The 21,963-nt window shown below is 63.4% G+C and carries 20 protein-coding genes; 8 read left to right on the forward strand and 12 right to left on the reverse strand.

Annotation, left to right across the window (positions count from 1 at the left end; translation table 11 throughout):
* Nucleotides 1-252: 252 nt before the first annotated feature.
* The 4 genes from QZ408_RS05475 (at nt 253) to QZ408_RS05490 (ending at nt 3,641) form a co-directional block, all read left to right on the forward strand.
* Nucleotides 253-1,137, forward strand: a complete 885-nt coding sequence (locus tag QZ408_RS05475; RefSeq protein WP_292490212.1) for a mechanosensitive ion channel domain-containing protein — start codon at nt 253-255, stop codon at nt 1,135-1,137.
* 39 nt (nt 1,138-1,176) lie between these two features.
* On the forward strand, nt 1,177-2,109 hold the full coding sequence (locus tag QZ408_RS05480; RefSeq protein WP_292490213.1) for a mechanosensitive ion channel domain-containing protein: 933 nt from the start codon (nt 1,177-1,179) through the stop codon (nt 2,107-2,109).
* Between the two features lie 62 nt (nt 2,110-2,171).
* On the forward strand, nt 2,172-3,317 hold the full coding sequence (locus tag QZ408_RS05485) for a putative sulfate/molybdate transporter (RefSeq protein WP_292490214.1): 1,146 nt from the start codon (nt 2,172-2,174) through the stop codon (nt 3,315-3,317).
* A 69-nt stretch (nt 3,318-3,386) separates the two neighbouring features.
* Nucleotides 3,387-3,641, forward strand: coding sequence for a SemiSWEET transporter (locus QZ408_RS05490; RefSeq protein ID WP_292490215.1), 255 nt, complete (start codon nt 3,387-3,389; stop codon nt 3,639-3,641).
* Here the strand turns inward: QZ408_RS05490 and QZ408_RS05495 are convergent.
* The 7 genes from QZ408_RS05495 to QZ408_RS05525 form a co-directional block, all read right to left on the reverse strand.
* Entirely contained in the window at nt 3,622-4,677 is a 1,056-nt protein-coding gene (locus QZ408_RS05495; protein ID WP_292490216.1) for an ATP-binding cassette domain-containing protein, read from the reverse strand. The two genes, QZ408_RS05490 and QZ408_RS05495, sit on opposite strands and share 20 nt — an antisense overlap.
* Nucleotides 4,664-5,530: an ABC transporter permease gene (locus QZ408_RS05500; protein WP_292490217.1), complete on the reverse strand. Its 867-nt coding sequence runs from the start codon at nt 5,528-5,530 to the stop codon at nt 4,664-4,666. The genes QZ408_RS05495 and QZ408_RS05500 overlap by 14 nt, the downstream gene beginning before the upstream one ends.
* 63 nt (nt 5,531-5,593) lie before the next feature.
* Nucleotides 5,594-5,767: a hypothetical protein gene (locus tag QZ408_RS05505; RefSeq protein ID WP_292490218.1), complete on the reverse strand. Its 174-nt coding sequence runs from the start codon at nt 5,765-5,767 to the stop codon at nt 5,594-5,596.
* Between the two features lie 60 nt (nt 5,768-5,827).
* Nucleotides 5,828-6,910: an ABC transporter ATP-binding protein gene (locus QZ408_RS05510; RefSeq protein WP_292490219.1), complete on the reverse strand. Its 1,083-nt coding sequence runs from the start codon at nt 6,908-6,910 to the stop codon at nt 5,828-5,830.
* Nucleotides 6,911-6,914: 4 nt separating this feature from the next.
* Complete coding sequence (locus QZ408_RS05515) at nt 6,915-7,610, reverse strand: ABC transporter permease (RefSeq protein WP_292490220.1); 696 nt, start codon at nt 7,608-7,610, stop codon at nt 6,915-6,917.
* Between the two features lie 72 nt (nt 7,611-7,682).
* A complete protein-coding gene (locus QZ408_RS05520) occupies nt 7,683-8,657 on the reverse strand; it encodes a substrate-binding domain-containing protein (RefSeq protein WP_292490221.1) in 975 nt (324 codons plus the stop codon).
* A gap of 218 nt (nt 8,658-8,875) precedes the next feature.
* A complete protein-coding gene (locus QZ408_RS05525; protein ID WP_292490222.1) occupies nt 8,876-9,862 on the reverse strand; it encodes a substrate-binding domain-containing protein in 987 nt (328 codons plus the stop codon).
* 165 nt (nt 9,863-10,027) lie between these two features.
* Between QZ408_RS05525 and hisD the strand changes: the two genes are divergently transcribed.
* Nucleotides 10,028-11,278, forward strand: coding sequence for a histidinol dehydrogenase (gene hisD / locus QZ408_RS05530; protein ID WP_292490223.1), 1,251 nt, complete (start codon nt 10,028-10,030; stop codon nt 11,276-11,278).
* Between the two features lie 8 nt (nt 11,279-11,286).
* Here hisD and QZ408_RS05535 read toward each other — a convergent pair whose 3' ends face one another.
* Both QZ408_RS05535 and QZ408_RS05540 read right to left on the reverse strand, forming a co-directional pair.
* Nucleotides 11,287-12,213: a HEAT repeat domain-containing protein gene (locus QZ408_RS05535; protein WP_292490487.1), complete on the reverse strand. Its 927-nt coding sequence runs from the start codon at nt 12,211-12,213 to the stop codon at nt 11,287-11,289.
* Nucleotides 12,214-13,164: 951 nt separating this feature from the next.
* Nucleotides 13,165-13,947 carry a HEAT repeat domain-containing protein gene (locus tag QZ408_RS05540; protein ID WP_292490224.1) on the reverse strand — a complete coding sequence of 261 codons (783 nt, stop codon included), beginning with the start codon at nt 13,945-13,947 and terminating at the stop codon, nt 13,165-13,167.
* Between the two features lie 161 nt (nt 13,948-14,108).
* Between QZ408_RS05540 and QZ408_RS05545 the strand changes: the two genes are divergently transcribed.
* Nucleotides 14,109-16,574 (forward strand): heavy metal translocating P-type ATPase, encoded by a 2,466-nt coding sequence (locus tag QZ408_RS05545; RefSeq protein WP_292490225.1) that lies wholly within the window; start codon nt 14,109-14,111, stop codon nt 16,572-16,574.
* Nucleotides 16,564-16,713: a YHS domain-containing protein gene (locus QZ408_RS05550; RefSeq protein ID WP_292490226.1), complete on the forward strand. Its 150-nt coding sequence runs from the start codon at nt 16,564-16,566 to the stop codon at nt 16,711-16,713. Before QZ408_RS05545 ends, QZ408_RS05550 begins: the two co-directional genes overlap by 11 nt.
* A 155-nt stretch (nt 16,714-16,868) precedes the next feature.
* Here QZ408_RS05550 and QZ408_RS05555 read toward each other — a convergent pair whose 3' ends face one another.
* On the reverse strand, nt 16,869-17,822 hold the full coding sequence (locus QZ408_RS05555; RefSeq protein WP_292490227.1) for an HD domain-containing protein: 954 nt from the start codon (nt 17,820-17,822) through the stop codon (nt 16,869-16,871).
* Nucleotides 17,823-18,130: 308 nt separating this feature from the next.
* Between QZ408_RS05555 and QZ408_RS05560 the strand changes: the two genes are divergently transcribed.
* A complete protein-coding gene (locus QZ408_RS05560; protein ID WP_292490228.1) occupies nt 18,131-20,389 on the forward strand; it encodes a DEAD/DEAH box helicase in 2,259 nt (752 codons plus the stop codon).
* 181 nt (nt 20,390-20,570) lie between these two features.
* Here the strand turns inward: QZ408_RS05560 and QZ408_RS05565 are convergent, their stop codons facing one another.
* Together QZ408_RS05565 and QZ408_RS05570 are read right to left on the reverse strand one after the other, a co-directional pair.
* A complete protein-coding gene (locus QZ408_RS05565) occupies nt 20,571-21,284 on the reverse strand; it encodes a dolichyl-phosphate beta-glucosyltransferase (protein WP_292490229.1) in 714 nt (237 codons plus the stop codon).
* Nucleotides 21,278-21,793 carry a DJ-1/PfpI family protein gene (locus QZ408_RS05570; RefSeq protein WP_292490230.1) on the reverse strand — a complete coding sequence of 172 codons (516 nt, stop codon included), beginning with the start codon at nt 21,791-21,793 and terminating at the stop codon, nt 21,278-21,280. Before QZ408_RS05570 ends, QZ408_RS05565 begins: the two co-directional genes overlap by 7 nt.
* Nucleotides 21,794-21,963 lie beyond the last annotated feature (170 nt).

Raw genomic sequence — 21,963 nt, forward strand, 5'->3', positions numbered from 1 at the left:
GGACAGCACGATCCCGCGCGTTGCCGCGGCGGAGAGGGCCCGGAGCCGTATGGGTCTTCACGCCTTTGCGTGATCTAACTGGTGCGAATAGCAGTACGGCCTCCCACGCTGGCGCAAAGGACGCACAAGAGGAGGCGCGGTCCGGATCTTCGCGTGAGTCGGCACGGGGCGGCAGGAGTATCGGGTGTCCCGGGGCAGGATGCCGGCGGATAGAGGAGAGGTTAACTTCCCTGCCCGCCCACCTCTTCCCACATGCAGGTGAGCAATCCGGTCCTCATCGGCGGGGTGCCCCTTGATGCGTTCTTCGCGTTCCTCCTCGCCCTCATCGGGTTCCTTTTCCTTGGCAACCTTGCCTACATGCTCCTCCGGCAGGCCCTCGACGGCCGGGTCTCCCCGGGGACGGCCAAGTGGGCGGCGGCCACCCTCCAGTACACCGTCATGGTCGGCGGGGTCTACACGAGCGCCCGCTATCTCCTCGACTTCGACCCGAAAGCTGTTGCCGCGTCGCTCGGTATCCTCGGGATCATCGTCGCCGTTTCGTCGACCCAGATCACCCAGAACATCCTTGCCGGCATCCTGATCACGATCAACCGCCCGGTCCAGCTCGAGGAGTGGATCGTCGTCGGGGAGATGCCGACGACGGGGCTCTGCAAAGTGCGCGACATCTCCTTCACGACGACGATCCTCCAGGGGCTCGACGGCGGCCTCGTCCTCATGCCGAACTCGAGCATCATAGCGTCCAAGGTCGTCAACTACTCCCGGAACGGGCTGTTAGAGATCCGGGTCGCACTCTCCGTCCCGGTCTCTGCCGACCTTGCACGGGTGCGCGAGATCGCGCTCGCGGTGGCGCATGACGACCCCCGGATCATCCGGACCCCTGGCACGGCCGGGCGGTCCGCCGTCCACGGCCTCTTCGATCTCCCCTACAACAAGCGGCTCCGTTCCGACCGTCCCGATCTCATCGGCCTCGAACCCGCCGTCCACACCGTATCGGTCAGCGATGGCTGGGTCAAACTGATGGTGCGTGCCTGGATCCGGAAGATCCCGCAGAAAGATGAGATCGCCTCCCATTACCTCCGGGAAGTCCTCAAGCGTCTTTCGGCCGAGGGTATCCCGGTCAAGGCCGAAACATCGTGACGGAAAGGATTAATCCTCTCCCCGCTCACCTCTCTCTACATGCAGGTGAGCAATCCGGTCCTCATCGGCGGAGTGCCCCTCGATGCGTTCCTCGCGTTCATCTTCGCCTTCATCGCGTTCCTCTTTCTCGGCAACCTCGCCTACCTTCTCCTCCGGCGGGTGCTTGACGGGCACGTCTCCCGCGGAAAGGCCAAATGGGCGGCGGCCATCCTCCAGTACGCCGTCATGGTCGGTGGGATCTACGCAAGCGCCCGGTACTTCCTCGAGTTTGAACTGACGGCCTTCATCGCGTCGCTCGGTCTCCTCGGGATCGTCGTCGCGTTCTCGTCGCGCCAGATCATCCAGAACGCCGTTGCGGGGATCCTGATCACGATCAACCGCCCGGTCCAGCTTGAGGAGTGGGTGATCGTCAGCGGCAGGCCGGAGACCGGGCCCTGCAAGGTACGCGACATCTCCTTCACGACGACGATCCTGCAGGGGCTCGACGGCGGCCTCGTCCTCACGCCGAACTCGAGCATCATAACCTCAAAAGTCATCAACTACTCCCGTGCCGGGCTGCTTGAGGTCGCGATCCCGCTCGCCGTCCCGGTCACCGCCGACCTTGTGCGGGTGCAGGAGATCGCCCTCGCAGCCGCGCACGACCATCCCCTCATCCTCCCCCACGTCGAGCCGGCCGAACGGTCCGCCGTCCAGAACCTCTTCGATCTCCCCTACCTCGGGCGCCTCTCGTCCGACCTCCCCCACCCCGGACTTCGGCTCTTCGAGCCGAAGGTGCAGGTCTCGTCGATCAAGGAGGAATGGGTCAGGCTGACGGTGCGGGTCTGGATCCGGCAGATCCCCGGGAAGGACCGGATCGTTTCCGAGTACCTCGATGCCGTCATCGGGCAGCTCGCGGCCGAAGACCCCCTTGGCGTGAAGAAACCGAAGGGCGAACCTGCGCCCGGGCTCCCGGAAGCCGCGCAGCCCGCATGACGGACCGGTATGCCTCATCCGGAACCACGAAAAAGGAGGAGGACATATGGCAGAGAGGAACTATGGCGGAGAGCACCGGGAGTGAGGGGAACGGCATCCGGATCACCCTCGAAGAGATCGCCGGAGCCGTCGGCGACTTCGGCACCATCTTCCCCATCCTGCTCGGCGTCGCCATCGTCTGCCCCGACGTGAACGTCAGCCACTTCTTCCTCTTCCTCGCCGCCTGGTTCATCATCGCCGGGCTCTATTACCGCCTCCCGATCCCGATCGAGCCGATGAAGGCGATCGGCGCCATCGTCATCGCCGAAGGGCTCTCCGGCGGCGAGATCGTGGCCTCAGGAATCGCCGTCGGCGTGCTCTTCCTCCTCCTCGGCCTCGCCGGCGGTATGACCTGGATCGGGGACCGGATCCCGCGGAGCGTCATCCGCGGCGTCCAGGCAGGGCTTGCACTCCTCCTCCTCCGGACGTCGCTTGGCTACATCGTCGACGACGCCCTCTTTGCGGCCTTTTCTATTGCGATCATCGTCATCTTCTTCATCGCATCGGAGCGCACCCGGGTGCCGGACGTCTCCGCGCTGCTGGTCCTCCTCATCGGGCTTGCCGCCGGCATCGCCGTGCAGGGGATGCCGCCGTTCCGGCTCATACCCCTCCCGGCGCTTGTCATCCCGACGCCCGCGGATTTCATCGCCGGCACCTGGGACCTCGTGCTCCCGCAGATACCGCTCACGCTCGCAAACGCCATCCTCGCCACGTCGCTCCTCACCTACGACCTCTTCCCAAAGAAGGGCGTCGACCCTGACCGGCTCTCGCGGACCATCGGCGCGATGAACCTCGTCTCGACGCCGCTTGGGGGGTTCCCCATGTGCCACGGCGCCGGGGGGCTTGCCGCCATGTACCGGTTCGGCGCAAGGACCGGGGGGGCGAACATCGTCGCCGGCCTCTTCATCCTCATATTCGCGGTCGCGTTCGCCCCGCCGGAGGTGCTGACCCTCATACCGTTCGGGGTCTTCGGCGCGCTCCTGGTCTTTGTCGCGATCGAACTCGGGAAACACAGCATAAAGACGGAGTCCTACCTGGTCACGGGGATCATCGCCGTCCTCACCCTCGCGCTCGGCCTCACCGTCGCGTTCATCATCGGGATGATCCTCGCCTACATCCTGGAGCGCTGGAAAGGAAGGCAGGGGACCGGGCAAAAACCTGGATCCTGAAGATACCCCGGGGAGCACCGGGCCAAGGGTTCATGAGATCCGGCGGACGATAGGTGATGAGATCCGCTCATGGACACCGTAACCGCACTCGGCCTCATCGCCGGCTCGCTCACGACGCTCTCGTTTGCACCGCAGGTCGCGAGAGCCTGGCGCACGCGGTCGACCGCCGACCTCTCGCTTGCGATGCTCATCATCTTCCTCGCCGGCGTCCTGCTCTGGCTCGCCTACGGGGTGGTGAGAGGGGACGTCGCCATCATCGCGGCGAACGCCGTCACCGCCGCCCTCATCGGCACGCTCCTCTCGATCAAGACAAAGAACGGATGACGTGGACCGCCGCCGCCCTGACAGCGACCGTGACCCGGGTCCCCGGGGCGAGCGAGAGGTCCTGCACCGACCGCCTTGTGAGGACCGCGGTCAGTTCCACGCCGCAGTCCACCTTCACCCCGGCGACGGGGCCATCCTCCACGACGGCGACGACCGTCCCGGCCATCGTGTTCCGGGCGCCGCCCCCGCCGCCGATGACGACGTCGTCGCCCCGGATGCAGAGCGTGACCGCTTCGCCCGCCGCCGCATCCGTCACCGCCTCGAAGGTCCGCCCCCCGGCGTCCACCACCGCGTACCCATCCTCGTTTGCCGTCACGGTCCCGTCCAGGATGTTCTCGATCCCGACAAACGTTGCGACCTCCCGGCTCTTCGGCGCGTTCAGGACGACGTCGGCCCGCCCTTCGTCCACGAGGCGCCCGTCGATGAGCACCGCCATCCGGGTGGCAAGGAGGCGCGTTTCCCGGCGGGAGTGGCTCACCTGCACGATGGTGAGACCGTCCTCCCGGTGGAGGCGCCGGAGGTCATCGATGAACCTCTCCTGTGTTATAGGGTCGAGGGCCGAGAGGGGTTCGTCGAGGAGGAGGATGTCGGGCTTCACGGCGACGGCCCGGGTGAGCGCCACCCGCTGCTGCTCGCCGCCCGAGAGGGTCCCGGGGTAGCGGTCGGCGAGATGGCCGAGCCCGAACCGTTCGAGGAGGCCGGCGACCTCGCACCGGGCGGCATCCCGCTCCATCCCCCGCACCCGGAGGCCGTAAGAGACGTTGTCCGCGACCGTCATGTGGGGGAAGAGCGAGTAGTCCTGGTAGACGAGGGCGACCCCCCGCCTCTCCGGGGGGAGAGCGGTGATCTCTTCGCCCCGGAGGAGTATGCGGCCGTGCTCGGGCAAATGAAGGCCCGCGATCGCCTCAAGGAGCACCGTCTTCCCCGCGCCCGACGGCCCGACGATGAAGTAGTAGTCGCCCTGCCCGATCGTCATGCTGACATCCTTCAAGCGGAACGACCCGAGCGTGAGTGAGACGCGGTCAAACGCGATCATCGTACCTCCCCATGAGCCGCGTCATCCGCCGGAGGAGGTAGAAGACCGCGAGACTGACCAGGATAACCACAAAGGCGATGCTCCGGCTCACGCGGATGCCTTCGGTCGTGAACGTGTAGTAGATCAGCGTCGATATGATGAACGGGTAGTAGGCGATCATGACGACCCCGGCAAACTCCCCGATGGCCCGTCCCCAGGCGAAGATAGCCCCGCTGTACAGGTGTCGGAGGCTTAAGGGGAGCGTGACCGTCCGGAAGGTGGTGAACGTGCCGGCGCCGAGCGTGCGGGCGACGTTCTCAAGGTGGACGGGCACCTTCTCGAACCCCTCCCGCATGGTGTTGATGAAGAACGGGGAGGCGACAAAGAGCATCGCGACGACCGTGCCCGGGTAAGCGTCCTCGAAGGCGAGTCCGATCTCCGCAAGCGGCGCGCCGAGCCATCCCCGGCGCATGAAGAGGAGGTAGACGAGCAGGCCCGCTACGGTGTGCGGCAGGATGAGGGGGAGGTCGACGATGCTCTCGACGATGCCCTTGAGGCGGGAGGGGCGGGACCGGGCGAGGACGTAGGCGAGGGGCGTCCCGAAGAGGACGAGGAGGAGGACGGCATTTGCCCCCGCAAGGAACGTGAGGAGGATGGACCCGATCACCACGGGCGATGCCGCCACCTCGAGGAGGTGGGCGGGGTCGGCGAGCTCCGCCATCGCGATGTTTGCGATAGCAAGCACCGTGAGCCCGACGATCGCCGCTCCCATGATGGAGAACCAGGCGATGCACCGGTCTACCTGCCGTCCCCGGTCCCCTCTCCACGAGACGATCTCCGCGTCGCCGGAGAACGTCCCGGTCTTCGTCGCCATATCTTCCTGGATATGGGTTGCACGCGCCCGTGAATAACTGCTTCGCAAAAGGGAGCGGGCTTTTCAGGCTTTCACCAGAACGAGCGGCTTGAGCCCGGCAGCAGCATCCCTGCCGGGCTCGATGACCGCGGTGACGCCGGGGTGCTCCGCCTCAAACGGCCCGGTCAGGCTCCCGGCACAGAGGACCGGCACCCGGACCCCTGCAGCGGCCCTTCCACTGAACTCGCGCAGTTTCACACCAGAGTTGGTAACGGCAGCCCGACGTAACGGTATCGGCCCTCTGTGCCGGGAACACCCTCACCCTTCGCGGGGGATCAGGTGGACCGCCTTCGCCTGGAGGGAGACCCAGACCTGCATGCCCTCCGCGAGTTCGAGGGCCTCCGCCCTCCGCGCCGTCACCAGTGCGGCAAGGTCGCACCCGCAGTCCACGGTCACGTTCACAAACGGCGCCATGGGCTCGATGGCCGCGACCCTGGCGGGGAAGAGGTTCTCCGCCTCCTCATACCCCGGCTCCCGCCGGTGCAGGGAGATGTCTTCGCCCCGGATGACCGCGAGCACCTCCTCGCCGGGCGGCGGTGTCGTCGAGACGAGCCGCCGCTCTTTCACCGCCACCGTGGTGAGGCCCCCCTCCCGGGAGACGACCCGGCCGGGGATGATGTTCTGGACGCCCACGAACCGGGCGATCTTCTGGCTCCTGGGCTCGTGGAAGATCGCATGGGGTGAGCCCGTCTGGGCGACCGTCCCCTCGATCATCACCCCGATCCGGTGGGCGAGCCGCTGCCCCTGCGCCAGATCGTGCGTGCTGATCAGGACGGTCGTCTTGGCCTCGCGGTTCAGATCGGCCACGATCCTCTCGATGGTGGCGGTCGATGTCGGGTCCAGGTTTGCCGTCGGTTCATCGAGGAAGAGGATCTCGGGGTCCGTCACGAGCACCCGGGAGAGAGCAACCCGCTGCTGCTCGCCGCCCGAGAGATCGGCCGCCCGGCTCCTGATGTAGCGGGAGAGCCCAACGGCCTCGAGGGCCTCCTGTACTCTCCGGTCGATATCGCCCCCCGACGCCCCCCGGTAGCGCAACCCCATCGCGACGTTGTCGTAGACCGATGCGTTGAAGACGATCGGCCTCTGGAAGAGCATCCCCATACGGCGGCGGAGGTCGAGCCAGCGGTCACGCTCCGCCACCACGTCGATCCCGAAGACCGAGAGCTCCCCGCCGCTCGGCGGTTCGATCAGATCGAGGATCCGGAGAAGCGTGCTCTTTCCCGAGCCGCTCGGGCCGATGAGCCCGAGGATCTCCCCTTCCCGCACCGAGATGTCGACGTCGTGCAGGACCTCCAGGTCGCCGTACGACTTCCGGATGTTGTGTGCCTCAATGACTGCCATGGTATCACCGCCGCTGCACGAGGGAGAGAACGACGTTCACCCCGAGCGCCACCGAAAGAAGGATGATCCCGAGCGCAATCGACATGGAGTAGTTTGCCATCGATGTGTTGAGCGCGATCGCGGTGGTGAGGACGCGGGTGGCACCCCGGATGTTGCCGCCGACGATCATCACCGCCCCCACCTCCGAGATCGCCCGCCCGAACCCGAGGAGGACGCCGGACATGACCGCGAACCGGGCCTCTGCGATGACGGTCGTGACCGTCTGGAGCCTGCTTGCGCCGAGCGCAGTGATCGTGTAGCGTTTGTCGCGGTCGATCCCGGAGAGCGCCGAGACCGTCAGCCCCATGAGGAGAGGAATGATGAGGACCGTCTGGGCGGCGATCATGCCTCCGGGAGTGTAGAGGAGGCGGAGGAACCCGAAGGGGCCGATGTTCGAGAGGAGGAGGAACATGATCAGGCCGACGATGACTGTCGGGAGCGCGTACAGCGTCTGCAGCGTGGAGACGAGCGCGTGCTTCCCCCGGAACTCGTAGAAGTAGATCAGCGCCCCGAGCGGCAGGGCGACTAGCGACGCGAAGAAGGTGGCGGTGAGGGAGACGTAGAGCGACCGGATGGTGATCTCGACCACCTGCGGGTTTAAGGTGACGATGAGGTTGATGGCCTCGATGAACCCTTCGACGATCGGGCTCCCGTTCACCACGTCCCCTCACCCTCCGTCACCCTGCCGATCACCTCATCCACGTCTCCCCCTGTCCTCCCCTGATACCCGGCTTCACGCGGGCGTGGGCACCGGCTCCGCACAGGTGCAGTTGAACGGCGGCTGTGTGCACTCGGGCGCGTAAAGCGGCACAAAGAGCGGTTTCCCGAACTCGGCCTTCCCGAAGTCGCCGATCAGCTGCTTCCCTTCGTCGGATATGAGCCAGTTGATGAAGTCCGCGGCTCCCCTGGCGTTCACGCCCGGGTACTTCGCGGGATTGACCGCGATTGCGCTGTAGCGGTTCATGAGTTCAGTGCTCTCAGTGATGACCGGCACCAGGCTAAGTCGGTCCGCAAACGAGAGGTAGGTCCCTTCATCGGTGAGGACGTAAGCCTTCTTCTCGTTTGCGAGGATCAGGGTGTCGCCCATACCTTTGCCGGCCTCGACGTACCAGGCCCCGGAGTCAAGGATGTCTTCTGTGTAGTTGTAGCCCGCCTCCTTCCAGAGCGCCTTCTCCTGGGCGTGGGTGCCCGAGTTGTCGCCGCGGGAGACGAAGACCACGCCCGCCGTCTTGTTCGTGCCGGCGATGTAGATCGCCCTGAATGCTTCCACCGCGCTCATGTTCTTGATGCCTGCCGGATCCTCCTTCGGCCCGACGATGATGAAGTAGTTGTAGGCGATGCAGCGCGGGTCGATGCCGTAGCCTTCGTCGATGAACTGCTGCTCAAGCGCCGGGGCGTGGACGAGCACGAGATCGACATCACCGCGCCTGGCGGTGTCGAGGGACTGGCCCGTCCCCTGGGCGATGAACTGGAGGTCCATCCCGGTCTCGTTCTCGTAGACCCGTTCGAGTTCCGCGAGGAGCCCGGTGTTCTCAAGGCTCGTCGTGGTGGCGATCTTCAAGACGTTCGCCCCGGCGGCGGGTGCGGTCGTCGTGGCGTTCGGCGTCTCGTTTCCGCCCGGCGCCGTTCCCGTGCATCCGATAGCGAGGGCGAGGATGAACAGGATCGAGACGGCACCGGCCGATAGAATGGCAACGTTCGTCTTCATAGCAGCGCGTTAGCACGACCACCGATCATAAATAGTTATCCTCTCATCCGGCGCATCCCCGGGACCGTAGAGGCTCCGGGCGGGGAGAAGTGTTTTGCATGCCCGCAAGCCGCCTGCCCCCGGAAGAACGAGGCGCATCAGCCGCCCGCATCAGTCTTTCGGCAGGCGGCAGAGATCTCGCGCCCCGGATCCCGCAATACGGTACGAACGGTCCCGGTTCACGCCGTGGCGTTTCCGGTCGTCGTCACGTTTCCGGTCGTTGTCACGTTTCCGGTCGTCGTCACGTTCCCCGGTCCTGAACAGGTGGTGCAGTTGAACGGCGGTTGTGTGCACTCGGGCGGGTAGAGCGGGACGAAGAGCGGCTGGCCGTACTCCTCGACGCCGAAGTTCCCGATGAACTCCTTGGTCTCGTTTGAGGTTATCCAGTCGATGAACCTGTTCGCCTCATCGATGTTGACGCCCGGGTTCTTCGCGGGGTTGACCGCGATTGCGCTGTAGCGGTTGAGGAGCTGGTCGCCCTCGGTGACGAGTTCGACAAGGTTGAGCTGGCTCTTAAAGGCAAGGTACGTCCCGATGTCGGTGAGCGTGTAGCCACCCTTCTGGTTCGCGATGGTCAGGGTCTCCCCCATGCCGCTCCCGGTCTCGACGTACCAGGGCCCGGAGTCCTGGATGTCGTCTGTGTAGTTGTAGCCGGCGGCCGCCCAGATCTGCTGCTCCCGGTTGTGCGTGCCCGAGTTGTCGCCGCGGGAGACGAAGAACACGTCCGGCGTCTTGTTCGTGCCGGCGATGTAGATCGCCTTGAACGCTTCCTCAGGAGTCATATTCTTGATGCCCGCCGGGTCGGCCTCCGGCCCGACGATCAGGAAACTGTTGTAGGCGAAGCACCGCTCGTTGATGCCGTAGCCTTCGTCGATGAACTTTTGCTCAAGCGACGGTGAGTGGACGAGCACGAGATCGACGTCACCGCGGCGTGCGGTGTCGAGCGACTGGCCTGTGCCCTGGGCAGTGATCTGCACGTCCACGCCGGACGTGTTCTCGTACATCATCTCAAGTGCATCAAGGAGGCCGGTGTCGTACAGGCTCGTCGTCGTCGCTATCCGGAGCACGCCGGGGTTTGCTGCCTCCTGTGCCGGGACAGAGACGGCACATGCGGCAAGCAACACTACCATGATGCCCACGAGGGGCACCCACGATCTCGATCGCATACGGGGCCGGGATGGACCGAAGTTATATTTATTGTTTTGTATAATAATTGACAAATAGAAATTGTCAAGCATCCCCGGCGTACCTGCCGCCTGCGGAAGGGGCATTCGCCCTCACGGGCCCGGGTGTCGAAACCTTAACGCTTCGGGCCGCCGACCTTTTTCCTCATGTGGCAGGCGCTGGATATCGAAACCTGGATCGCCGGACGGCGGTCGGACATCGACAGGGTGAAGGGACCGGTCTCCGAGATCATCGGGAGGGTGCGGGCGGAGGGGGACGCGGCCCTCATCGACCTGACAAAGAAGTTTGATAAGATCGATCTTTCCGGGCTCGCCGTCTCCGACGAGGAGCGGGAGGCGGCCTACGACCAGGTGGACGCGCAACTCATCGAGAGCCTCTCTGAGGCCGAGGTGCGGATCAGCCGGTTCCACGAGCTGCAGCGCGGGCGCGACCTCTGGCTGCAGGAGATGGAGCCCGGGATCACCCTCGGCGTCAGGACGACCCCCTTATCCCGGGTGGGAGCCTACATCCCCGGCGGGCGGGCGGCATACCCCTCGACGGCACTGATGTGCACGATCCCGGCAAAGGTCGCCGGCGTTCGGGAGATCTGCTGCTGCACCCCGCCGCCGGTCAACCCGATCACGCTTGTTGCGCTCGATATCGCCGGGGTCGACGAGATCTACCGGGTCGGCGGCGCCCAGGCGATCGCGGCGATGGCGCTCGGGACGGAGACGGTTCCAAGGGTGGAAAAGATCGTCGGCCCGGGCAACGTCTACGTCACCGCCGCGAAGATGCTCCTCCGGGACGAGGCGGAGATCGACTTCCCCGCGGGCCCGAGCGAGATCGCAATCCTTGCCGACAGCACGGCAAACCCGACGTTCATCGCGGCCGATATCCTCGCCCAGGCGGAGCACGACCCGAACGCCGCCTGCGTCCTCGTCACGACCGACGCGGCCCTCGCCGGTGCGGTTGGGGCTGAGGTGAAGCGGATGGCGGCGGGTGCGGCGCGGCGCGATATCATCGCGCAGGCGCTCGACCACTCGGGCTACATCGTGACCGCCGATATCGACGAGGCGGTGGCGACGGTCGACGGTATCGCCCCCGAGCACCTCTCGATCCAGGTGGCCGACCCGCTCGCCGTCCTCACCCGGGTCAGGAGCGCCGGGTCGATCTTCGTCGGTCCCTACGCGGCGGTGGCCTGCGGCGACTACGCCTCGGGAACAAACCACGTCCTCCCGACGGCAGGTTATGCCGGTTTGTACTCCGGCCTCGACGTGAACCACTTCTGCCGGCGCGCGACGGTCCAGGTGATCACGCGGGAGGGCCTTGAGGCCATCGGCGACGTCGTGGAGACGATCGCCGATGCGGAAGGGCTTCACGCCCACGCAGAGTCGGTGCGGGTGAGGAGAAAGGGGTAAGAGATACCTCACCGCGACGTCGGCGCTGAAGGCTCCGGCGCGGCCTCACCCTGGACCATCCGGATCTTTGCGATCGCGTCCTCTGCGACGCCCTTCTCCTCCGCATCGCCGCTGCGGGCGAGATCCCGGAGGGGAGCGATCGCCCGCGGGTCGCCGATGTACTTGAGCGCCCCCGCCGCGTAGAGCCGGACATTGCGGTCGGCGTCCTTCGTCGCGGCGATGAGCCGGTCGACCGCTGCGCCGCCCAGCCGGACGAGGGCGCCTCCCGCCGCCCCCCTGACGTCGCCGTTCTCGTCACGGAGCGCCCCGACGAGGGGCTCGATCGCAGCCGCCTCCCCGGTATCACCGAGGACGCCGGCCGCGACGATCCTGACATCCGGGTCCGGGTCAGCGAGCGCCGCGCCAAGCGGCTCCACCGCCTCCCTCCCGAACTTTGCGAGCGCCCCGGACGCCTGGCACCGGAGGTCGTCGTTTGCGTCACGCAGCGCCCGGATGAGGGGTCCTACCGCGGCAGGGTCGCCGATCTCGCCAAGGATAGCGGCGGCATACACCCGCCGGAGGTCTCGCCGGGTCTCGACCTCCCAGGTCCGGCCGCCGGGCCCGGTTACGCTCACCGGGCCACCGGCCGCCGCCGTCTCCTCGTACTTCCCCGACGCCCCCGGGTCCTCGATGAGCTCGACCAGCGGCCCGACCGCCGGGGGGCCGAGCATGGCGAGCGAGTCCGCCGCCGCCTCCCGCACCGCCGTCAGCGGGTCCCCGAGCGCCCGGATGAGCGGGCCGGCCGCCGCTTCCGTCCCGACATCACCGAGCGCCAGGGCGGCCCGTTGGCGGGTCAGGCTGTCCTCGCTCCCGAGCGCCTCGATCAGGCCGTCGATATTCTCTTCCGCCCTCAGGAGATCGATGTTGAACCGTCTCTCTTCTGCTGGATTACCCACTCTCTGCAACCAATTCGCCTCCGGGCCCGGTGTATGGCGGTTGGTCGATATAATAACTTTTGTGAGATGGTCGACAGGGGGTCGTACTCAGACACACCTCATATTTCACGCACCGCGGGTTGCCTCACGTGAAGGGGGGAGTGTGGGATCTGTGAGGTTTCAGGCGGCATGGAGGCGACGGACAGGACGAGCAATCCGCTGCTGCCAGGATTGCCGCCCCTCCCGGAGTTGGGGGCGCTGCAGGGAGATATCTTCAAAAGAGGTAGTAGGGGTTCAGGCATCCGGGTTGTTTTCTGACGGTATCGCCGTCCGGGCCCCGGACAACTTCAATTACCATCTCCTCCGTCTATGTCTCGGTTCGGTGCGTCCAATTGTGCTGTAGTTTCCACAGATCGGGCACCCGATCGGTTCATTGGTAAATTCTTCAGTCCATCGGTGTTGACATCGACCACAGTAGAAGATGACGTGGTTTTCTGCTGTTTCTGCTATCATTGTATAATCACTCAAACCCGGGAGGGAGATCCGGAGATCTCCAGGACCTCCTCAGGGTTCGCTGCTTTGTATAGGCAAGCCGCCGCCATCCCGACGAAATTCGTAGGAGAACGGCAGACCGGTGTCGTGGGGGTGTCGACCCGGCCTCCCGTAGTCGCCGTCACCGGTATCGCCCGGAATCGGTCTTACGCCCGGCGGCTGCTTTCTTGTGCGTTGAAGAATTCGAGAATCTCCGCATCGGAGATATCACAGGCACGCCGCCGATGGGTCTACAGGAGTCCAGGGTCATGGCTGCACCCCGGTGCCTAAGGTGTCTAACTTATGAGGGGCTCCCTTATTATACCATCTATCGCTACCCTCTCCACGAGGATTCTTCAGAGCCAATCGGGTCTGGAAATACTCCCCTCGCGCAGTATCGTAGCACACGCACACCCGAAAAAACAGGAGTGTGCCCCGGCATCACCGGGACGCCGGCGGCACGGGCGCTGCCTCACCCCGCTTCTCGCGGAACCTCACGAGCGCATCCCCGGCCGCCTTCCGGACGACCGGGTCGTCGTCTGAGAGCGACCGGGTGAGGGGACCCTCCGCCCGGGGATCAGCGATCTCGCCGAGGATGGCTGCCGCATACGTACGTCGTAACTCCCGCCTCATCTCGGGCGGTGGGGCCTCCTCCTCAACACCCGCTCTCCCGGCTTCGGGGAAGAGGGCCTCATGCTCCTTCACACCCTCCGGACCGGCAAGGAGGTCATGCTGTGCCAGGACCCTGTGCTGGAGGGTTCTCTTCTCGGGCGGAATCCCCTCAGGACCGGCGAGGAGGTCGTGCTGCGTAATGCCTCCCCTGTGCCGGAGGGTCCTCTTTTCAGGCGGTATGCCCTCAGGACCGGCGAGAAGGTCAATCTGTGTCAGCCCCTCCCCGGCCTCTTCCCCGGGCACCCCGTATACCGCCGCAATATCGGGACGCTCGAGGAGGTCGATCAACGGCTCGACCGCCGGCGTCCCGACCATCACAAGCGCGTTCGCCGCCGCCTCCCGGACGTCCTGCGCCGGGTCGGCGAGCGCACGGATCAGGGGGTCCACCGCCCGCCACTCCCCGAGTTCGCCAAGGGCAAGGGCGGCGCTCCGGCGGACATCCGGATCGCTATCCTGCAACGCATCAGTCAGGCCGTCGATATCCCGCCCCGACGCCATCCGTTCAACATCATATCGCTTCTCTCCTGCTGAATTATCCCTTCCCTGCACCACAATCACCTCAGGATGGGCGGCAATATCCTTGGGGCAATATAATAATGTTATGTATAACTTACCGGCACGCCCATACCGGGGTTCTTCGCCGCCCGCGTGCGGCTGCACGGGCCCGGGAGAAGGGGTGCAGGTATTTATCCCCGCAGAACGAGGAGATCATCATGCCGGAGGAGAAGCGGAAGGCGGAACTGAAGATCTCCGGGATGCACTGTGCGTCGTGCGCCCTCAACATCGAACGCGCCCTCCAGGGCCGTGACGACGTCTATGATGCCCGGGTGAACCTCGCGGCCGGGACGGCCACGGTCGAGTACGACCCGGCGAAGGCCACCCTCGCGGACCTCGAGCGGACGGTCGTCGACGCCGGTTACGAGGTCGTGCGAGACGAAGTCACCGTCAGGATCGGCGGGATGGTCTGCGCGTCCTGCGCCCAGGTGATCGAGGCCTCGCTCACCGGCCTTGAGGGGGTCTACGACGCCCGGGTCAACCTCGCGACCGAGACCGCGCACGTCGTCTACAACCCCGCGCTCGTCACCACATCCGATATCCGGGCCGCCGTCGAGGATGCCGGCTACCAGTACCTCGGGCTTGCGGAGGAGGTCGCCGGGGACGTCGAGGCCCTGGCGCGGGAGGAAGACCTCAGGGACAAGTTCCGCCGGTTCACCGTCGGGTTTGCGGTCAGTATCCCGCTCTTCTTCTACATGCTCTTCGGGATGCCGGGGGCGGCCGCCCTCCCGGTCTCGATGAACCTCGTCATGCTCGTCATCACCCTGCCGGTCTTCTTCTACGTCAGCGCCCCCATCTTCAGGGCGGCCGCCGCGGCGCTCCGCAACCGGGCGCTGACGATGGACGTCATGTACGCGATGGGCATCGGCGTCGCCTACGGCGCAAGCATCTTCGGGACATTCGGGCTCGTCCTCACCCCGGAGTTCAACTTCTACGACACGGCGGTGATGCTTGCCTCGTTCCTGACGCTCGGGCGCTACCTTGAGGCCCGGGCGAAGGGGAGGACGTCTGACGCCATCAAGAACCTCATAGGCCTCCGGCCGAAGACCGCGACGGTCATCCGGGGCGATCGGGAGATCGAGGTCGCTATCGAGGAGGTCGTCGTCGGCGACGTCCTCCTGATCCGGCCGGGGGAGAAGGTGCCGGTGGACGGTGTGGTCGTGGGCGGCGAGAGCTCGGTCGACGAGTCGATGATCACCGGCGAACCCATCCCGGCCGACAAGCGGGAGGGTGACGGGGTCGTCGGCGGCACCCTGAACGTCAACGGCGTCCTCCGGGTCCGGGCCGAGAAGATCGGGAGGGACATGGTCCTCTCGCAGATCATCCGGCTCGTCCGTGACGCCCAGGGCTCAAAGCCCCCGGTGGAGCGGATCGCCGATGTCGCGGTCTCCTACTTCATCCCGGCCGTCCTCGCGATCGCCACCATCGCCTTCCTCGCCTGGTACCTGGCCCTCGGCGCCACGCTCCTCTTTGCGCTCACGGTCCTGATCTCGGTCCTGGTCGTCGCCTGCCCCTGCGCGCTCGGGCTTGCCACCCCGACCGCCGTGACCGTCGGGATCGGGCGGGGCGCCGAGCTCGGGGTGCTGATCCGGAACGGCGAGGCGCTCGAGATCTCCGAGAGGCTGACCGCGGTCGTCTTCGACAAGACCGGGACGCTCACCCGGGGGAAACCCGACGTCACCGACGTCGTCGCCTTCGGTATGCCGGAGGACCGGCTGTTATCGGTCGCGGCGGCGGTCGAGAAGAACTCGGAGCACCCGCTCGGGGCGGCGGTCGTGCGGCGGGCGGAGGCTGCCCGCCTTCTCGTCCCGGCATCGGAGCGGTTCACAACCTTCGGCGGCAGGGGGGTGAGCGCCGTGGTGGAGGGGGAGGAGGTCCTGATCGGGAACCGGCCCTTCCTCGACGAGTATCGCATCCGCATCCCGCCCGAGGCGGAAGACCGGATCGCCGCCCTCCAGGACGTCGGGAAGACCGCGGTCCTCGTCGCCGCGGCGGGGAGGTTTGCCGGCATCATCGCCGTCGCCGACACCCTGAAACCGACGACGAAGGGGGCCGTCGCGGAGTTGAAGAGGATGGGGCTCTCCGTGACGATGATCACCGGCGACAACCCGCGGACGGCGAACGCCGTCGCGCGGGAGGTCGGGATCGAGGACGTCCACGCGGGGGTGCTGCCGCAGGATAAGGCGCGGGAGGTCCGGAGCCTCCAGGAACGCGGCGAGGTCGTGGCGTTCGTGGGGGACGGGATCAACGACGCCCCGGCGCTCGCGCAGGCGGACGTCGGGATCGCCATCGGGAGCGGGACCGACGTCGCCATCGAGAGCGCCGACATCGTCCTCATCCGCGACGACCTCACCGACGCCGTCGCGGCCATCGAGCTCTCCCGGAAGGTGATGACGCGGATCAAGCAGAACCTCTTCTGGGCGTTCGCCTACAACGCAGCCCTCATCCCCCTCGCCGCGGGCGTGCTCTACCCCTTCTTCGGCATCACCTTCCGGCCGGAGCTTGCGGCGCTCGCGATGGCGCTCTCGTCGGTGACGGTCGTCTCGCTCTCGCTGCTGCTCAAGACTTATATACCCCCGGCGAAGAGAGGGGTGCTATCGGAGGTTGATGCGCGTGGCAGTTGATCCGGTATGCAAGATGGACGTCGATCCGGCGACGGCGAAGTTCACGTCCGAGTACAAGGGGAAGACTTACTATTTCTGCGCCCCGGGGTGCAAGAAGCTCTTTGAGAAGAACCCGGAGGCCTACCTGAAGGGGTCGTGACTTCTTTTTTTGCCAGGAGACCAGCCTCGCCGGGTGAGATCGGAAGGACCATATACTCAAAGAATAATAGAATATTTGTAAATCGAGACGATTACCGAAGGTCTTTTTCAGTATAGCAGCCTGTGGTTTACGGTCGACCATTCACGTGCGGGTGGTCAGAACCGGTACACCGGCGCCCCGCTCCGTGCCCCCTGCTTCCCCTCACCCGGCGCAAGGTCCGCGGTGTCGTCGCAGGCCGCCCGAAGGGTGGCGCTTGCGTTGTCGGCGAAGTGGACCGTCCAGGCCTCGGGGGTCCGGGGCTGGATCTCGCCGTGAGGGCCGTGGTGCGCCATCAGGATATGGAGGATGTGGGCAAACCGTGCAGGGTCGACGCCTGCCGAGTGCCGGAGGAGGGCCGCGGCCCCGATCGCCGTATGCCCGACGAGGGTGTAATCGGGAAGCGCGACGAACGAGAAACCCTGGCGGCGGAAACAGGCCGCCTTCCCGACGTCGTGGAGGAGGGCTCCCGCGAGCAGGACGTCGGTGTCCATCCGGGCCCGGCTGACGGTGCCCGAGAGGGAGAGCGCCATCTCCGCGGTCTCGAGGGTGTGCTCCGCGAGGCCGCCGATGTAGGCGTGGTGCCGGACCTTTGCTGCCGGGGCTTCAAGGAACGCCGGGGTGCTGTTCATGACCCCCGAGACGAGGGAGTATATCCCGGGGTCGGCGATCTTTGCGGCCATACGGGCCAGCCCCCGCCGAACATTCTCGTAATCGACGGGCGCGTAGATGAAGTGCGACGGATCGAGCGTATCGGCCGGCACCGGGGTCAAAAAGTCGGCGATCCCGTCGTTCACGTTGACCTCGCAGGTGCCGTTGTAAACCCGCGCGTAGCCCAGGATACGGTAGACCTCCCCTACCTGGATCGCGCGGTAGAATTCCTCGATCTGCCCCGCACAATCGGGCGTACCCCAGACCTTGCAGGTCCCCCGGCCCGTCCGGTCGGAGATGGTGAGCTGGATGTACTTGCCTCCATCCCGCTTCTCTTTGAGGCCTGCAGTCTCCACCACGAAGGGTGCATCGACCCGCATGTCTTCCCTGAGCCCCTGAACGAAGACCGCCTTCTCAAGCACCGTAATCCCCACTCCTGCAGAACCCGTCTGCCTTGAGAGCCTTAAAACCCGGCGGTTTGTTCCCCCGGGAAGGCGCAGGGAGCGGCTACCCGAACCGGAGGTGAGTGATGCCAGGAAGCAGCATTGACTGAGTCAGCAGGTTAATTGAGAGACGCTGAAGCCGGTATGGGATGATCGTTCTCTCAAAAACGAGGTCCTAACTGATTGTAGGCTTCAATAAATGTTCTTCCATTGCAATTTTTTCATTTCGATACACTTTTCTGCCTCTCTAAAGAATGTTCCCATATAGTTGAACGGGTTGATGGTGGATGAGCCTTGAATCACTTCTTTTCAAGTTAGAGGATAATGAATGGCCTCTTGCAAAAACTATTACACATTGCCATCGATTTAACGGGAACACTGCCCAATATGGCACGCTAAGGCATCAACTCGCTCCGCAAGTAAAGCATTACCTGCTCGAAAAGCACATTCGTCTATACAGTCACCAGTGTGATGCAATCAATGCTGTTGCTGAAGGCAGAAACATCATTATCACCACGCCAACTGCAAGTGGAAAAACACTCTGCTTTAACGTACCGGTATTCGATGCACTGGCTAGAGATCCAGAAGCAACTGCACTGTATATTTATCCAACCAAGGCCCTCGCCAGCGACCAACTGAAAACAGTTGTACAAATGGAGAAGGATTCAGGTATACTTGTGCACCCACACAGAGTAGATGGTGATATCCCGCGTGGTGCCAAAGAAACAATCGCGATGAAATCGCGGCTTATTTTAACAAACCCCGACACGCTTCACCGGATGCTGGAACGCCGTGGGTTGTGGGAGCGATTTTTCTCTAAACTACGCTTTATCGTCATTGATGAGGCACATACGTACCGTGGAATCTTTGGCACCAACGTCGCGTATCTTATGAGGCGATTCAAGCGAATCTGCAAGTACTATCAGTCTCAACCGGCGTTCATCCTTTCAAGCGCGACCATCTCTAACGCAGTTGAACTGGGAGAGACACTCATCGATGGGCCACTAACCTTGATCGACAAGGATGGATCCCCGCACGGTGAGAAATACTTCATTCTCATGAACTATGATCTTAAAATGGGTACAACTCGGCAGACTGTAGAATTGCTCACAGAATGTGTAGCACAGAGATGCCAGACAATCTGTTTTGCTGGTTCACGAAAACTTGTTGGCCTTATATCCAAAAAAACCGTTAATCTCCTTTCAAAGGGGAAGCACCCTGAGTTGGCAGATAAGGTAGAAGAATACCGTGCAGGGTATTCTCCTGAGGACAGAGGCCGTAAAGAGAGACTCTTAAAAGGTGGAGACCTATTGGGGGTCGTCAGCACCAATGCGCTGGAACTTGGGATCGATGTGGGTTCACTGGACTGCGCAATTCTGTCTGGATACCCGGGCTCGATGATGTCAACATGGCAGCAGGCAGGCAGAGCCGGGCGAAAAAGCAAAAAATCGCTTATCTTTCTCATAGCATACAATAACCCGCTTGAGATGTATTATGTCCAGCGGCCTATGGAGTTCTTCAACAAACCTATGGAAAAAGCCGTAATAGATCTGCAGAATACCGAGGTTCGGAGAAATCATCTCTATTGCGCAGCATACGAAAAACCGATTAATCCTCTTGAAGATAGCGAGTTTCTTGGGAACGATCTTGAAGCATTTATTGTAAACCATTGTTTAACACCGCTTTTCCAGAATGTTGACGGAATCTGGTATTATCGAGCAAAAATTCACGAGAGTGTAAATATTCGAGGGATCTTTGAGGAGACATTTTATGCTGAAGCGCCAAATCAATTCAAGGAGACACTTACAAAAAGTCAGGCTTTCAGAGAAGCACATAAGGGTGCAATTTTTTTCCACAATAATGATAAATATCTGGTAACTGACCTCAACCTTACGACCCGGATGGCATCGCTTCAAAAGGTGGATGTTCTCTACTATACGATTGCTCATGTCACCATTACTTTGGATATCCTCTCTGAGGAGTCGATTAACTTTGGAGAGTTTAAATTGAAGTTTGGCTCTCTTGAGGTTTCAACACTGTATGACGCATTTTCAGTGGTCAGGGATAGTGGACAGTGCGATGGCAGGTATCCATTGGACCTACCTCCACACACCTTTGACACAAAAGGCATTTGGATCACGATAGCAAGAAGTGTTTTAAATGAATTCGAAAAGAACGGAGGAAAGCGTATTGAAAAAGCATTGAAAGGCATTGAGATTATTACACAGCTAACGATCTCACACTTTATTCTTAGCGATCCTCGAGATATCGGTGTCTATTCCGGCGACCATCCCAAGAATCCTGGGGACTTTATCATCGCGATATATGATGACTATAAAGGAGGGATTGGGATCTCCTACAAATTGAAGGATTCGTTACCGGGTCTAGTTCGACTTAACCGAGATTTCTTGGAACGATGCCCCTGCAAAGATGGTTGCCCTGCATGTTTGTACCATTCAAAGCGGGTAGAAGCGGACTCAGTAAGTAAAAGAGATACAATTATTCTTCTCTCTGTGCTGGAGAAAATGATGGTTGACACGCCTTAAAGACGCTCAACCACTTACCCCATCCCTGCGACTGATCTCTCTGGTGAGACGATCTTCGTGGACTTACCGTCGACACCCATAGGCTGACTTCGCATCTCTCGCGCGAGACCGATGGTTCAGGGGTAGTGATACGGTTTCGTATGGTGCCGTAAGGGTAAAACCCCGCCCACGCGAACAATCTTCACCCGAACCGGAGCCGGATCATCCCGGAGAGCATCTCTTGTGCGTCCGACGTCCCCACCTTCGACTCGTCCCGGTTCTCCCAGGTGATCGGGACCTCCTCCACCCGGCAGCCGCTCCGCGCGAGCCGCCAGAGGAGTTCGACGTCGAACTCAAACCCGGTCGACCGGATGGACGGGAGAACCCGGTCGAGCGCCTCCCGCCGGAAGACCTTCGCGCCGCACTGGGTATCGCGGTAGCCGAGCCCGAAGAGGAGCCGGACGACCAGGTTGAAGAGGCGGCTCTCGGCCCGGCGCCGGAGGCCCTGCCGGACCGTCATCACGGAGCCGGGGAGCCAGCGTGAACCGATGGCGCCGTCCGCGTCCACGAGGCGGTCAAAGAGGCGTTCCATCTCCGATAACGACGTCGAACCGTCCGCGTCCATGTAGCCGACGTAACGGGTCGACGCCTCCCGGATTCCGGCCACGACGCCGCCTCCCTTCCCGAGGCGGACCGGGAACGTCAGGCACCGGATGGAGAGCGATGGATGGGCGGCCGCAAACGCCCCGATGACGGCGGGAGTGGCGTCGGTCCCGTCGCAGACGAAGATGAGGTCGCCTCTAAAGCCCGAGAGGTCTTCGAGGAGCGACCGTATCCTCTTCTCTTCGTTGTATGCCGGGATCACCAGGGTGCAGTCGGCCCGGTCCACGTCGCTACCTTGCGTATCGGTTAACATTCGAGTTTCGTGATGATGGTATCGGCGAACTGTGCGGCAGCAGCGGGGCCGTTCGCGGTCACGATCTGCATATCCGCGACGACCGGGATCTCGTGAAGGATCGCTTTCGCCTTCTTCATCTCCGCGACAGCCGCCGGGCTCGGGTAGACCGTGGCCTGCCGCCCGGCAAGGATGCCCGCCCGCGCGAGGACGACCGGCGCGAGGCAGATTGCGGCGACGACCCTGCCCTCCTCGAAGAACGTCCGGACAAGGGCCTGAAGCCGTTTGCTCCCCCAGAGGTGGTCCTGTGACCCGGCGCCGCCCACCACCACAATCCCGGCGTAGTCGTCGGGGTCCACCTCGTCAAACGTCATGGCCGCCTTCGTCCTGGCCCCGAGCATCCCCGTGCACATGCCGGCGGCCGTGGAGGCGACGTCGACGCCGATCCCCGCCTCCTCAAAGGCCCTCTTCGGGATCTCCAGTTCCTCGTCCCTGAACCGTTCCGGTGCAATCGCAAGCAAGAGTTTCATGCAGGTCTTCTATCAAGGGTTTGTTCATAAGAGTATTGATGGTTGTGGGCGGGAGACGCACGCCGGCAGGGCCGGGGCAACAACCGGATCGCCCGCCCCGCCCCCAGAGATGCGGCCGCCATCGGGCCGCCGCCGCACCCGTGTTTTTGAAACAAGATTATTATAATAAT

The organism is Methanoculleus sp. 10 (assembly GCF_913757945.1).
In the GTDB taxonomy this organism is placed as follows: Archaea; Halobacteriota; Methanomicrobia; order Methanomicrobiales; family Methanoculleaceae; genus Methanoculleus.